This window comes from Klebsiella sp. 28 (assembly GCF_018223905.1).
GTDB classification, from domain to species: Bacteria; Pseudomonadota; Gammaproteobacteria; order Enterobacterales; family Enterobacteriaceae; genus Klebsiella; species Klebsiella pneumoniae.
This window is the reverse complement of sequence record NZ_JAGRQY010000087.1, coordinates 1-13,032: the sequence shown is the minus strand read 5'-3', so window position 1 is coordinate 13,032 and position 13,032 is coordinate 1. Positions and strand designations below refer to the sequence as shown.

The 13,032-nt window shown below is 58.7% G+C and carries 13 protein-coding genes and 1 pseudogene; 7 read left to right on the top strand and 7 right to left on the bottom strand.

The genetic code is table 11. From position 1 onward, the window contains the following. Nucleotides 1-144 precede the first annotated feature (144 nt). Nucleotides 145-409: pseudogene (locus tag KHQ28_RS15095) on the bottom strand (hypothetical protein). 93 nt (nucleotides 410-502) lie between these two features. Between KHQ28_RS15095 and galR the strand changes: the two are divergent. Beyond that, nucleotides 503-1,519, top strand: coding sequence for an HTH-type transcriptional regulator GalR (gene galR / locus KHQ28_RS15090; RefSeq protein WP_002915981.1), 1,017 nt, complete (start codon nucleotides 503-505; stop codon nucleotides 1,517-1,519). Here galR and KHQ28_RS15085 read toward each other — a convergent pair. The 4 genes from KHQ28_RS15085 to KHQ28_RS15070 form a co-directional block, all read right to left on the bottom strand. Beyond that, nucleotides 1,480-1,959 carry a GNAT family N-acetyltransferase gene (locus tag KHQ28_RS15085; protein ID WP_032418379.1) on the bottom strand — a complete coding sequence of 160 codons (480 nt, stop codon included), beginning with the start codon at nucleotides 1,957-1,959 and terminating at the stop codon, nucleotides 1,480-1,482. The genes galR and KHQ28_RS15085 overlap by 40 nt on opposite strands. After that, nucleotides 1,956-2,729, bottom strand: a complete 774-nt coding sequence (locus KHQ28_RS15080) for a GntR family transcriptional regulator (protein ID WP_002915985.1) — start codon at nucleotides 2,727-2,729, stop codon at nucleotides 1,956-1,958. Before KHQ28_RS15080 ends, KHQ28_RS15085 begins: the two co-directional genes overlap by 4 nt. Nucleotides 2,730-2,796: 67 nt before the next feature. Beyond that, nucleotides 2,797-4,224 carry a glycoside hydrolase family 1 protein gene (locus KHQ28_RS15075; RefSeq protein WP_032418378.1) on the bottom strand — a complete coding sequence of 476 codons (1,428 nt, stop codon included), beginning with the start codon at nucleotides 4,222-4,224 and terminating at the stop codon, nucleotides 2,797-2,799. A gap of 7 nt (nucleotides 4,225-4,231) precedes the next feature. After that, nucleotides 4,232-5,569 carry a PTS sugar transporter subunit IIC gene (locus KHQ28_RS15070; protein ID WP_004174520.1) on the bottom strand — a complete coding sequence of 446 codons (1,338 nt, stop codon included), beginning with the start codon at nucleotides 5,567-5,569 and terminating at the stop codon, nucleotides 4,232-4,234. Nucleotides 5,570-5,868: 299 nt separating this feature from the next. On the opposite strand from KHQ28_RS15070, the gene KHQ28_RS15065 reads away from it, so the two are divergent. Then, entirely contained in the window at nucleotides 5,869-6,870 is a 1,002-nt protein-coding gene (locus KHQ28_RS15065) for a LacI family DNA-binding transcriptional regulator (RefSeq protein ID WP_004229436.1), read from the top strand. Here KHQ28_RS15065 and lysA read toward each other — a convergent pair. Beyond that, nucleotides 6,863-8,125 carry a diaminopimelate decarboxylase gene (gene lysA / locus KHQ28_RS15060; RefSeq protein ID WP_004181191.1) on the bottom strand — a complete coding sequence of 421 codons (1,263 nt, stop codon included), beginning with the start codon at nucleotides 8,123-8,125 and terminating at the stop codon, nucleotides 6,863-6,865. The genes KHQ28_RS15065 and lysA overlap by 8 nt on opposite strands. A 137-nt stretch (nucleotides 8,126-8,262) precedes the next feature. Between lysA and KHQ28_RS15055 the strand changes: the two genes are divergently transcribed. Beyond that, a complete protein-coding gene (locus KHQ28_RS15055; RefSeq protein ID WP_002915991.1) occupies nucleotides 8,263-9,189 on the top strand; it encodes a LysR family transcriptional regulator in 927 nt (308 codons plus the stop codon). On the opposite strand, the gene KHQ28_RS15050 is transcribed toward KHQ28_RS15055, so the two are convergent. Continuing rightward, nucleotides 9,155-9,868 (bottom strand): aspartate/glutamate racemase, encoded by a 714-nt coding sequence (locus KHQ28_RS15050; RefSeq protein ID WP_002915992.1) that lies wholly within the window; start codon nucleotides 9,866-9,868, stop codon nucleotides 9,155-9,157. The genes KHQ28_RS15055 and KHQ28_RS15050 overlap by 35 nt on opposite strands. A gap of 139 nt (nucleotides 9,869-10,007) precedes the next feature. On the opposite strand from KHQ28_RS15050, the gene KHQ28_RS15045 reads away from it, so the two are divergent. From KHQ28_RS15045 to KHQ28_RS15030, 4 genes are all read left to right on the top strand, one after another. Continuing rightward, complete coding sequence (locus KHQ28_RS15045; protein WP_002915993.1) at nucleotides 10,008-10,334, top strand: cupin domain-containing protein; 327 nt, start codon at nucleotides 10,008-10,010, stop codon at nucleotides 10,332-10,334. A 452-nt stretch (nucleotides 10,335-10,786) separates the two neighbouring features. Beyond that, a complete protein-coding gene (locus KHQ28_RS15040) occupies nucleotides 10,787-11,677 on the top strand; it encodes a carbohydrate ABC transporter permease (protein ID WP_002915995.1) in 891 nt (296 codons plus the stop codon). After that, on the top strand, nucleotides 11,670-12,572 hold the full coding sequence (locus tag KHQ28_RS15035; protein ID WP_002915996.1) for a carbohydrate ABC transporter permease: 903 nt from the start codon (nucleotides 11,670-11,672) through the stop codon (nucleotides 12,570-12,572). The genes KHQ28_RS15040 and KHQ28_RS15035 overlap by 8 nt, the downstream gene beginning before the upstream one ends. Before the next feature lie 12 nt (nucleotides 12,573-12,584). Then, nucleotides 12,585-13,032 (top strand): ABC transporter ATP-binding protein (locus KHQ28_RS15030; RefSeq protein WP_211777631.1); only part of this gene is annotated, 448 nt, incomplete at its 3' end.

Sequence of the window (13,032 nt, the reverse complement as noted above, 5' to 3'; positions counted from 1 at the left end):
AAGACGTTCAGTACGAAGAGCGTACCTGAGAAACTCACCTATCAATACCTCTGGGATCTCGATTGTCACGTTTTTTGGCCGTAACGGGCCAGCGGGAAAACGCAAGGGAGTGAGCCTAAGTGCAACGAGGTATTACGATTTTCGCTATCTGTAACAACGCCGATAGCGGGCAAAAAAAAACCTGCGCATCTGCGCAGGCTGGTGTAAGTAAAGTGGTCAACGTGACGTTGACTCCACCTATCAATACCTCTGGGATAGCCAGAATATCAACCGGATCCGCGAACAAACCAGCGAACATTCGCAACAGCGCATCGCAAAGTGTAAGCAAAGGTTTGTATTTCCCTGCGCCGGTTTCAATTACCGATCGCGTCAATGTAAACAGGTCACCGATAAGCCCGCGCTGAATCACATTTGCGCCATTCCTTCGCCGCCGCGCCTTGAATCTGCCGCTCTTTCCCGTAACATAGCAGTATGTAAACGCTTACCCTAGAAAAGGCATGGTATGGCGACTATTAAGGATGTAGCCCGACTCGCAGGAGTCTCCGTCGCTACCGTCTCCCGCGTCATCAACAACTCTCCCAAAGCCAGCGAAGCCTCGCGTCAGTCCGTGGGCGCGGCGATGGAAACCCTGAACTATCACCCCAACGCGAACGCCCGGGCGCTGGCCCAGCAGTCAACGGAAACCGTCGGCCTGGTGGTGGGCGATGTCTCCGACCCCTTCTTCGGCGCGATGGTCAAAGCCGTCGAACAGGTGGCCTACCGCACCGGCAATTTTTTGCTGATTGGCAATGGCTACCACAACGTGCAGAAGGAGCGCCAGGCGATAGAGCAGCTGATCCGCCATCGCTGCGCGGCGCTGGTGGTGCACGCCAAAATGATCCCCGATGAGGAACTGGCGGGGTTAATGAAACAGATCCCCGGCATGGTGCTGATCAACCGCATCCTGCCCGGATATGAAACCCGCTGCGTGGCGCTGGACGACCGCTACGGCGCCTGGCTGGCGACCCGCCATTTGATCCAGCAGGGGCACACGCGTATCGGCTATCTGTGCTCAAACCACGATATCTCCGATGCGGAAGATCGGCTGCAGGGGTACTACGCGGCGCTGGAGGAGAGCGGCCTGCCGTGCAACGACCGGCTGGTCACGTTTGCCGAGCCGGATGAAAGCGGCGGCGAACAGGCGATGACCGAACTGCTTGGCCGCGGCCGCCACTTTAGCGCCGTCGCCTGCTATAACGACTCGATGGCCGCCGGCGCGATGGGGGTGCTGAATGACAACGGCATCGACGTTCCGCGGGAGATTTCGCTGATTGGCTTCGACGATGTCCTGATTTCGCGCTATGTCCGCCCGCGGTTGACTACCGTCCGCTATCCGATCGTCACGATGGCGACCCAGGCGGCCGAGCTGGCTTTAGCCCTGGCGGAGCAGCGGCCGGCGCCGGAGATCACCCATCTGTTCAGCCCGACGCTGGTCCGTCGTCACTCGGTGGTCGCCCCGCAGGAAGGCGATAAGTCATAGCGATAGAGGTGCACGGCGGTGGCCGGGTAATCCAGCCCCTCGCCGATGTAGCGCCAGCCGAAGCGTTCATAGAAATCCCGGCAGGCGGAGTAGAGATAGAGCTCCCGAAAGCCCGCGCGGCGGGCATAATCGATCACATGCCGCTGCAGTTTTCCGGCCAGCCCCTGACCGCGGGCGGCGGGCGCGACGTACAGCGCCGCCAGCCAGGGAAACAGATCCTGGCGGCTGATCAAATCGCAGCGCCAGAGGCCAATCGTGCCGAGCAACTGCTCGCCTTCCACGGCAATAAAGGTCAACGGCAGCGCCTCCGCCGACTGGCTATGCTGCACGATGCTGGCGAAGAATTGCCGCGGCAGCGTCTCGCCGCCAAAGGCCTGCCACAACCAGTCGGTCACCTGCGGGGCGAACTGCGGCGCAGCGTACAGCGGCAGGATCGTCATACCAGCTTCCCCTGAAAAATCGGCACTGAGTCGAACAGATAGCCGTCAAAGTCGGGGGCGTCCTCATCGGACAGCTCCAGCAGGCTGTTTTTGACGTTTTCCAGATGCTGCCACATCGCCTGCCAGGCGCCCATCACATCGCGACGCCGCAGCGCGGCGAGCAGGGTCTGCCGGTCGCCGAGCCATTTCAGCCGCCAGGCGCGGCTGGCAATATGCACATTGAACTGCTGCCACAGCGGGCTGCTGTCCATCTGCAGCCAGATCCGCTCTACCGTCGCCAACAGCATCTGGTTCTGCGTCGCCCCGGCGAGCACCAGATGGAACAGACGAGCGTTATCCTGCGCGGTGTCGTTGAGAGCGATTGCCCGCTGCTCCTGTTCAATAATCCGCTTCAGATTGTCGATATCGGCGCGGGTGGCCATTTTCGCGGCAAAGGCGGCGATGTTGCTCTCCAGCAGCTGGCGCGCCTGGAGAATTTCAAACGGGCCGACGTCGCTGCTGAGCAGCTGCTCCTCTTCGCTGTCGTTCTCGTGAGGAATGCGCATGACATACACCCCGGATCCCTGACGAATATCCACCGTCCCCTGCAGCTCCAGCATCAGCAGCGCTTCGCGCACGATGGTCCGGCTGACGCCATAGGTTTCGGCAATATGGCGTTCCGGCGGCAAACGCGACCCGACCGGGTAGCGCCCCTGCGCGATCTGGGCGCGCAGGTCATCACCAATCTCCTGATAGGGCTTCTTTTCCGGCGGAACTATCGCTTTTTCCACAAAATCACCTGTGCGTTACATGCCTGCGAGTCAAATACGCCGCTATCTTAGCAAATATTGCCCCCGGCTAGCGGTATTCATCATCGATATCCAGCACCAGTTCACGCCGTTCGCCCAGTTGACGAAACCAGTGCGCCGAGGCTTTGGGTCGCCGGGCGCGATGGTTTTGCAGATCGATTTCGATAAGCCCGTAGCGGTTTTTAAAGGCGTTCATCGGCGATACGTTGTCGGTAAACGCCCACAGCATATAGCCCTGGCAGTTGGCCCCTGCCTCGCGGGCGCGCAGGGTGTGCCACAGATGTTCGCTGATAAAACGAATGCGGTAGCTGTCATCGATGACGCCTTCGCGGTTACGGAACTGGCCTTCGTTTTCCACCCCCATCCCGCTCTCCGCCACGAACCACGGGATGTTGCGATAGTCATTTTTTATCCGCATCGCCATATCAAAGATGATTTGCGGGTAGATTTCCCAGCCGCGGGAGGCGTTCATCCGCCGGCCGGGCAGCTCAAACGGCTCATAATACCAGGCCGGATGGAACGGGGTGTGCGGATGCCAGGCCCGCGACGGGGCTTTGACCCGGTGCGGGTAGTAAAGATTAATCCCCAGCTCATCGACGGTGTGCTCGCGGATAACCGCCAGATCCTCCTCGCTGGTATCCCACGTCACCTGATGCTGCTCAAGCAGCGCGAGAAGCTCCGGCGGCCAGACGCCGTGCACCAGCGGGTCGAGGAACATGCGGTTGTAGAACAGATCGTAGATCTCCGCCGCGCGCAGGTCATGGGGGGCGCGTGAGCGTGGGTAGGTCACCTCCGGATTGAGGATGCAGCCGACGGTCCCGGGATAGCCGAGCTCGCGAAACCGCTTCACGACGCTGGCGGTCGCCAGCACCTTATGATAGTTCCACTGCATCCAGGTGCTGGTGTTCTGCTCATAGGGCCAGCGCAGAGCATCCAGATAGACCCGGGTCTGCACCACAATTGGCTCATTAAAGGTAAACCAGCGCGTTACCTTCGGGTGGTAGCGGGCAAACACCTTCTCCGCGTAGCGTACAAACAGCTCAACCACCGTTTTCGACCCCCAGCCGCCATACTTTTCCAGCAGATAGCCGGGCAATTCATAATGCTCAAGGCAGATCATCGGCGTGATGCCGTTGGCCAGTAGCGCATCGAACAGCTGGTCGTAATAGGCCGCATACTCCTCATCCACCGTGACGTTTTCATAGTCGGTCAGAAAGCGCGACCAGTTGATTGAGGTGCGGTAGTGGGTCAGCCCGGCCAGCTTCATCAGCTGCACATCTTCCTGAAAGCGGTTGATAAAATCGGTGGCCACCGCCGGGCCATAGCCGTTATGCCAGACGTGGCGATCGTTTTTGTACCAGAGATCGGGCCAGGAGTCCTGCCCTGGTTTTTTCCCGCTCCAGCCTTCGGTCTGCCAGGCGGAAGCCGCCGCGCCAAGGATAAAATCATCGGGAATGGTCATCCGTACGGTAGTCATAGGCTCCTCAGACAGGGTTGGCGGTTTGTTGATTGTCTACCTGACGCTGCGCGGCATCGGCACGGCGGGAGGCGATTTTGACGAAAGGCAGATAGATAAGCACCGCGACGACGATGCAGATAAGCTGGGTCACCACCGCCCCCATCGAGCCGGCGGTGGAGAGCCAGGCGTTGATCAGCGGCGGTGTGGTCCAGGGGACCATCACCACCGCCTTGCCGGCGAAGCCGGTCAGGGTGGCGAAATAGCCGATGCTGCCGGTCACCAGCGGGGTGATGATAAACGGGATGGCGAGGATCGGGTTGAGCATGATCGGCATCCCGAAGATCACCGGCTCGTTAATATTGAACAGCCCCGGGCCTATCGACAGCTTGGCGATCTCTTTCATCTCTTTGCGCCTGGTGGCGATCATCACCGCAATCAGCAGGCCGATGGTCAGCCCCGAGCCGCCGATGCTCATGTAGACATCCCAGAAGGGCATCGTGATGATGTTCGGTACCTCTTTCCCCTGCTCAAAAGCGCTCATATTGACGGTGATCGCTCCCAGCAGCAGCGGCTCGCGGATCGGCTTGATCATCTGGTTGCCGTGAATGCCGATCACCCAGAACAGCTGGGCGACGAACATCAGCAGCAGGATCCCCGGCAGGCTCTGCACCACCCGCTCCAGCGGCTGCTGCACCACCTGGTAGACCGCATCGTAGAGATACATTCCCGTCAGCTGGTGAAAGAGAAAACCAAAGGTGGCGATCGCGGTGGTGGTGATGATCGCCGGGATCAGCGCGGAAAAAGAGGCAGAGACGTTCGGCGGCACGGTATCCGGCATTTTGATCTTCAGTCCCTTGCGCCCTTCCAGCCAGCAGTAAATCTCCACTGACAGAATGGCGATGAACATCCCAAGGAACAGACTGCGGGTATCGGAAAACTGGCGCAGCAGGACATCTTTCACCACGTGCATCTGGCCATCGACCATCATCTCCACCGTGGTCGGCGTGACGCAGATAAAGCAGATCACCGCCAACAGGCCGGGAAACAGGCTTTTGATGCCGTTGATCCGCCCCAGCTCAATACCGATCAGAAACACGGCGCCGATATTGAGGAAGTTGAGCGTAGCGTAGTTAAGCGCGCTGGTGATCGGCTTCAGCGCCGCAAGAAAGGAGAGCGAGGAAAAGCTGGCGAGCCCATTCTTCGGATCCAGCACCATATTGGAGATCAGCACCGAAAAGGCCCCGACGATGATCACCGGCATCAGGGTAATAAACGCCGATTTGATCGCCATAATGTAGCGATAGCTGTTGAATGTCGTCGCGAAACGCCCCAGCGCGTCGATCAGTTTGTCCTGTAATGCCATAAAAGAGTACCTCAGTGTAAAGGGCTTATTGCGGCCAGGTGAACAGCCAGAGACTTTTGGCATACCAAAACATAGTCGCCAGGCAAAAATAGTTCTGTGACAGCGCTCGCAACGCGCACAGTGGTATCCCAAATATCCAATAAAATCGACATTGGCATACCAGAGTCTGTCGGCTCGTCAGTTCCTGCCAAAAGCGTGATCGCGATGGTTTTTCCGCCCCGCCCCGTCGATATGTCCCTTTTCGGTCTGTGATAAACTGCGCTTTACCACGTGAAATCAGGAATCGATGAATGGCTACAATGCTGGATGTCTCAATTCGCGCAGGCGTCTCGAAAGCGACGGTTTCCCGCGTGTTGAACGGCACAGGTCAGGTGAAAGAGAGCACCCGCCAACAGGTCTTTAAAGCGATGGAAGAGCTGGGCTACCGGCCCAATTTCCTTGCCCGTTCGCTGGCCAATCAGACCAGCAATAGTATCGGGCTGGTCGTCTCCACCTTTGACGGCTTCTACTTTGGCCGTCTGCTGCAGCAGGCGTCACGCCAGACCGAAGCCTGGGGAAAGCAGCTTATCGTCACCGACGGCCATGATACGCCGGAGCGCGAAGAGGAAGCGGTGCAGATGCTCGCCGACCGGCAGTGCGATGCGATCATCCTCTATACCCGGCACATGAGCGAGAAGGCGATCATGTCGCTGATTAACTCGATCGCCATGCCGCTGGTGGTGATTAACCGCGATGTGGCGCAGGCCCGCGAACGCTGCGTGTTCTTCGAACAGCAGGAAGCCGCCTTCCAGGCCGTGGAGTATCTGATTACCCAGGGCCACCGCGATATCGCCTGCATCACCGTCCCGATGCATACCCCTACCGGCCAGGCTCGCCTGCAGGGCTACCGCAACGCGCTGATAAAACATGGTATTGAGTGGGATCCGAGCCGGGTGAAGTATGGGGACTCGACGATGACCCGCGGCTACGAACTGTGCCGGGAACTGCTGGACGAGAAAGCCCGCTTCAGCGCGCTGTTTTCCTGTAACGATGATATGGCGCTGGGGGCGTCAAAGGCGCTGCATCAGGCGGGGCTGCGTATTCCACAGGATGTGTCGCTGTTTGGCTTCGACGATGCGCCAAGCGCGAAATGGCTGGAGCCGGGGCTGTCGACGGTTTATCTGCCCATCGACAACATGATCACTACGGCTATCGACCAGGCGATCAAGCTTGCCAATCAGCAGCCGATAGAAACGATCCCGCCGTTTACCGGCACGCTGGTGCTTCGCGAGTCGGTGACGACGGGACCTTTTTTTAAATAAGCTCTAAGGCCAGCAGCTCCTGGATGGTCTGGCGACGGCGGATCAGTCGCGCCTTGCCGCCATCAAACAGCACCTCCGGCAGCAGCGGACGGCTGTTATAGTTGGATGACATCGAAGCCCCGTAGGCGCCGGTGTCATGGAGCACCAGATAATCCCCAGGCGCCACCGCCGGCAGCAGGCGGGTCTCGACTTTGCCCCCCTCCTGCTGGGTAAAGACATCCCCGGATTCGCACAGCGGCCCGGCCACCACGGTTTCGACCTGCGGCGCGGCGCTGAGATCCCGGCCATCCGCCGCCAGAGCGGTGATATGGTGATAGCTACCGTACATTGCCGGGCGCATCAGGTCGTTAAAGCCGGCGTCAATCAGCACGAAGTGACGGCTGCCCATCTCTTTCACGCTGCGCACCTGCGACACCAGCACGCCGGACTCGGCCACCAGGAAGCGTCCTGGCTCAATCTCCAGTTTCACCGGGTGCCCCAGATGGGCCGCGATCTGCTCCCGGGCGCGGTTCCACAGGCCATAATAGTGGGCGGTGTCGATGGCCTCTTCACCTTCGCGGTAAGGAATCGACAGACCGCCGCCGGCGGAGATGGCCTGCAGATCCTGGCCAAAGTCGACGACCTGGCGCACCATCGCGCCGCACACCTGCTCCAGGTGACCATAGTCAACGCCAGAGCCGATATGCATATGGATCCCGACCAGCTGCAGCTGATAGCGACGCATCACTTCCAGCGCCGCCGGCAGGTGGCTGTACCAGATGCCATGCTTGCTATTCTCACCGCCGGTATTGGTTTTCTGGCTGTGGCCGTGACCAAATCCCGGGTTGACGCGCAGCCAGACGCGATGGCCCGGCGACACCTCGCCCAGCTGGCTCAGCATGTCGATCGAGCCGGCGTTCACCGGGATCTGTAACGCCTTCACCCGATCGAGGGTGGCGTCGTCGATCAGATCGGCGGTAAAGACGATATCCTCTGGATTCTGCTGCGGATCGTAGCCTGCCGCCAGCGCCCGCTCGATCTCCCCCAGCGACACCGAGTCCACCTTCACCCCCTGCTCACGCATCAGACGCAGAATATGAATGTTAGAGCAGGCTTTTTGCGCAAAACGCACCACGTCGAACTGGCTGAGCTGGGCAATCTGGCGGCGAATAATCTGCGCATCATAGACCCAGACCGGACAGCCAAATTCCGCGGGCAGGCGCAGCAGGTTGTCTGCGGTCAGGTCAGTATCGGTGGCGTAAAGCGAGTGTGGCATAAGAACTCCGGTGCAGTGCGTGTGTTGGTCGCTGTTTTTTTTCGATTACGCCACAGTGACAGACGAATAAAAAATATCGTTTTATCGCGACTCTATGCAAAAATGATATGGTTCCAGCTGAGCCTCACGGAGACCGCATGCCAGCCGTCAATTTGCGTCATATCGAAATCTTTCACGCGGTGATGACCACCGGCAACCTGACCGAAGCGGCGCGGATGCTGCACACCTCGCAACCCACGGTCAGCCGCGAGCTGGCGCGCTTTGAGAAGGTGCTCGGCCTGCAGCTGTTTGAGCGGACCCGCGGTCGCCTGCAGCCGACGGTGCAGGGCCTGCGTTTGTTTGAGGAGGTTCAGCGCTCCTGGTATGGCCTGGACCGTATCGTCAGCGCCGCCGAGAGCCTGCGCGAGTTCCGCCAGGGCGAGCTGTCGATCGCCTGTCTGCCGGTGTTTTCCCAGTCCTTTCTGCCGCTGCTGTTGCCGCCGTTTCTCGCTCGCTACCCGGAGGTCAGCCTGCAGATCGTCCCCCAGGAGTCGCCGCTGCTGGAGGAGTGGCTCTCCGCCCAGCGCCATGACCTTGGCCTGACGGAGACCCTGCATACCCCCGCGGGCACCGAACGCACCCCGCTGCTGACGCTGAATGAAGTCTGCGTGCTGCCCGCCGGCCATCCGCTGGCGGCGCAGGCGACGCTGACCCCCGCCGATTTTCAGGGCGAAAACTACATCAGCCTGTCGCGCACCGACAGCTATCGCCAGCTGCTCGACGCCCTGTTCCTTGAGCATCAGGTTAAACGGCGGATGGTGGTCGAAACCCACAGCGCGGCCTCGATCTGCGCCATGGTGCGCGCCGGCGCCGGGATCTCGGTGGTGAATCCGTTAACCGCCCTGGACTATGCCGATAGCGGCGTGGTGGTGCGCCGCTTCAGCGTCGAGGTGCCGTTTACCGTCAGCCTGATCCGCCCCCTCCACCGCCCGCGCTCGGCGCTGGTCGACGCCTTTGTTGCCCACCTGCAGCAGAGTCTGCCGCAGATCCTCACGCCGCTGGCGTCGGTCCTGCAGAGAGCATAAAGTTGACCGCGTCTTCCGCGTGGATCGCCGCGGTGTCAAAGACCGGCAGCGGGCTGAGCTCGGCAGGCACCAGCAGGCCAATCTCCGTACAGCCGAAAATAACCCCTTCCGCCCCCTGCTCCGCCAGGGCGGCGATCGTCTGCAGATAATAATCCCGCGACGCCTCGCTGAAGGTGCCGAGACAAAGTTCGTCGAAGATGATCTGATTGATCTGCGCCCGATCGTCAGCCTCAGGGATCAGCGTCTCGATGGCAAACTGCTCCTGCAGACGACCGCGGTAAAAGGTCTGCTCCATGGTATAGCGGGTGCCCAGCAGCGCGACCCGGCGCTGACCTTTGGCGGCAATCGCCCGTCCGGTGGCATCGGCAATATGCAGGAAGGGAACCTGGCAGCGGGCGGCGATGGCATCTGCGACTTTATGCATGGTGTTGGTGCACAGGACAATGCCTTCGGCCCCCGCCTGCTGCAGCCCGACCGCGGCCTCAGCAAGGATCTCTCCGGCGCGATCCCAGTCGCCGGCGGACTGGCAGGCTTCGATGTCGTGAAAATCGACGCTGTGCAGCACCAGGCTGGCAGAGTGCAGGCCGCCCAGTCGCGCCTTAACGCCCTCATTGATCAACCGATAATAGGGGATCGTGGACTCCCAGCTCATGCCGCCTAACAGGCCAATGGTTTTCATCTTCTGCTCCTTATGTCGTTTCTGCCAGTGAAGCAAACTTGTGATCAACTTTCCACTTCTCTGGCCGCGTATTTCTTTTTCATGAAGAGTGGGATAAGTTAAATGAAACAATGTTTCACTTTAACAACAGGATCGCCAGATGTTTATTTTTCATAAAGACACCACCCTTGAAGACCTCGGCAATGGCGTAACCCGCCGCATTCTGGCCCACGACGGCAAAATGATGGCCGTGGAGGTGAATTTTGCCGCCGGTGCCGTCGGCCCGATGCATAACCATCCTCACGAACAGCTCACCTATGTGCTTTCCGGCGAGTTCGAGTTCACCATCGGCGAGGAGACGCGCGTCGTCAGCGCCGGCGATACGTTGTATAAGCGGCCGGGGATTATGCACGGCTGCGTCTGCCTGCAGCCCGGCACGCTGCTCGATACCTTTACTCCCATTCGCGAAGATTTTCTTGAAGGCTAATCCATAACGGGGGCGATCGCCGTCCCCGGTTACTGCCCGGTGCCCTTCAATAAAAAGATGCTGCCACAATCATTATCCTGGTAATTATATTTCCCGCTCAGTTAAGCCTAATTTTTCATTCCTTTCAGGCGCCCTTTACGGCCAAAATGCTTACCACCTCACCTTTTTGAAACATCGTTTCGACTTTGATCACATTTCCATCCTGATCTGCATGACGCAGAAACAAATCGCAATAAAATGAAATTAAAACGGTGTTTTATAAAAAACAGTTCAGCATAAAAAAAGGGGCTGTCAGCCCTTACCTGCTAGACCAGTTAAAGAATAACCCATTAATTAACAAGGACATGTTAAGCAGAGGAAGCGTTCAGACATTTTTGCGTTGTCAGGCGTAAAAGGCCGACAGCGCGGCGTCACCGGATCCGTATTACAACTCGTAAGCCAGGTAGGTATGTATGAATGAAAACAAGCTGCTGGGATTGGCATGGATATCGCCCTATATCATCGGGCTGATCGTCTTTACCGCTTTTCCCTTTGTTTCATCTTTCTTTCTCAGTTTTACCGAGTACGACTTGATGAGCCCGCCGGTATTTAACGGCATCGAAAACTATCGCTATATGTTGACCGAGGATAGCCTGTTCTGGAAATCGATGGGGGTGACCTTTGCCTACGTCTTTTTAACCATCCCCTTAAAACTGGCTTTCGCCCTCGGCATTGCTTTTGTGCTCAATTTCAAACTGCGCGGCATCGGCTTTTTCCGCACCGCCTATTACATCCCGTCGATCCTCGGCAGCTCGGTGGCGATTGCCGTGCTGTGGCGCGCCCTGTTCGCCATTGACGGCCTGCTGAACAGTTTTCTCGCCGTCTTTGGCATCGATGCCATCAACTGGCTGGGGGAACCCTCCCTGGCGCTGATGTCGGTCACCCTGCTGCGCGTCTGGCAGTTTGGCTCCGCGATGGTCATCTTCCTCGCCGCGCTGCAGAACGTTCCGCAGTCGCAGTATGAGGCGGCAATGATTGACGGCGCCTCAAAGTGGCAGATGTTCATGAAGGTCACCGTGCCGCTGATCACCCCGGTGATTTTCTTCAACTTTATTATGCAGACCACCCAGGCGTTCCAGGAGTTTACCGGCCCGTACGTGATAACCGGCGGCGGTCCGACCTATTACACCTACCTGTTCTCACTCTATATCTACGATACCGCCTTTAAGTACTTCGACATGGGCTATGGCGCCGCGCTGGCGTGGGTGCTGTTCCTCGTCGTGGCGGTCTTTGCGTCGATCGCCTTTAAGTCATCGAAATACTGGGTCTTCTACTCCGCCGATAAGGGAGGCAAAAATGGCTGATATTCAACAGATGGCGCCGGTGATGAGCGACGCCGATCGTGAGGTCGCCCGTACGCTGCGCCGGGAAAAGGTGAGCCGGGTGGTGCGCTACGTCGTGCTGATATTCGTCGGCCTGCTGATGCTCTACCCGCTGGCGTGGATGTTCTCCGCCTCGTTCAAGCCGAACCATGAGATCTTCACCACCCTCGGGCTGTGGCCTGCCCACGCCACCTGGGACGGGTTTATCAACGGCTGGAAGACCGGCACCGAATACCATTTCGGCCACTATATGCTGAACACCTTTAAGTATGTGATCCCGAAAGTGGTGTTAACGATCATTTCCTCCACCATCGTGGCGTACGGCTTCGCACGCTTTGAGATCCCGTGGAAGAAGTTCTGGTTCGCAACGCTTATCACCACCATGTTGCTGCCGAGCACCGTCCTGCTGATCCCGCAGTACCTGATGTTCCGCGAAATGGGGATGCTGAACAGCTATCTGCCGCTGTACTTGCCGCTGGCCTTCGCCACCCAGGGATTCTTCGTCTTCATGCTGATCCAGTTTCTGCGCGGCGTGCCGCGCGATATGGAAGAGGCGGCGCAGATCGACGGCTGCAACTCCATCCAGGTGCTGTGGTATGTGGTGGTGCCGATCCTCAAGCCGGCCATTATCTCGGTGGCGCTGTTCCAGTTTATGTGGTCGATGAACGACTTTATCGGTCCGCTGATCTACGTCTACAGCGTCGATAAGTATCCCATCGCGCTGGCGCTAAAAATGTCTATCGACGTCACGGAAGGCGCGCCGTGGAACGAAATTCTGGCAATGGCGAGCATCTCCATTCTGCCGTCCATCATTGTCTTCTTCCTGGCTCAACGCTACTTCGTGCAGGGCGTGACCAGCAGCGGAATCAAAGGTTAAGAGGGAAATATCATGGCTGAAGTGATTTTCAACAAACTGGAAAAAGTCTACTCCAACGGGTTTAAAGCGGTGCATGGTATCGACCTGAAGATTGCCGATGGCGAATTTATGGTGATCGTCGGCCCCTCCGGCTGCGCCAAATCGACCACCCTGCGCATGCTGGCGGGTCTGGAGACCATCAGCGGCGGCGAGGTGCGGATTGGGGACAAAATCGTCAACAACCTGGCGCCTAAATCCCGTGGCATCGCGATGGTGTTCCAGAACTACGCCCTCTATCCGCATATGACGGTGCGCGAAAACCTCGCCTTTGGCCTCAAGCTAAGCAAGCTGCCGAAGGCGCAAATCGACAGACAGGTGGAAGAAGCGGCGAAAATTCTCGAACTGGAAGAACTGCTCGATCGCCTGCCGCGCCAGCTCTCCGGCGGCCAGGCGCAGCGCGTGGCGGTGGGCCGGGCGATCG

Bases quoted from the DNA above. Each gene is read 5' to 3' on its own strand.
- KHQ28_RS15035 (WP_002915996.1), top strand. From the start codon at position 11,670: ATGGCTGATATTCAACAGATGGCGCCGGTGATGAGCGACGCCGATCGT.
- KHQ28_RS15070 (WP_004174520.1), bottom strand. From the start codon at position 5,569: ATGGCATTACAGGACAAACTGATCGACGCGCTGGGGCGTTTCGCGACG.
- lysA (WP_004181191.1), bottom strand. From the start codon at position 8,125: ATGCCACACTCGCTTTACGCCACCGATACTGACCTGACCGCAGACAAC.
- KHQ28_RS15055 (WP_002915991.1), top strand. From the start codon at position 8,263: ATGCCAGCCGTCAATTTGCGTCATATCGAAATCTTTCACGCGGTGATG.
- KHQ28_RS15050 (WP_002915992.1), bottom strand. From the start codon at position 9,868: ATGAAAACCATTGGCCTGTTAGGCGGCATGAGCTGGGAGTCCACGATC.
- KHQ28_RS15085 (WP_032418379.1), bottom strand. From the start codon at position 1,959: ATGACGATCCTGCCGCTGTACGCTGCGCCGCAGTTCGCCCCGCAGGTG.
- KHQ28_RS15040 (WP_002915995.1), top strand. From the start codon at position 10,787: ATGAATGAAAACAAGCTGCTGGGATTGGCATGGATATCGCCCTATATC.
- galR (WP_002915981.1), top strand. From the start codon at position 503: ATGGCGACTATTAAGGATGTAGCCCGACTCGCAGGAGTCTCCGTCGCT.
- KHQ28_RS15075 (WP_032418378.1), bottom strand. From the start codon at position 4,224: ATGACTACCGTACGGATGACCATTCCCGATGATTTTATCCTTGGCGCG.
- KHQ28_RS15065 (WP_004229436.1), top strand. From the start codon at position 5,869: ATGCTGGATGTCTCAATTCGCGCAGGCGTCTCGAAAGCGACGGTTTCC.
- KHQ28_RS15045 (WP_002915993.1), top strand. From the start codon at position 10,008: ATGTTTATTTTTCATAAAGACACCACCCTTGAAGACCTCGGCAATGGC.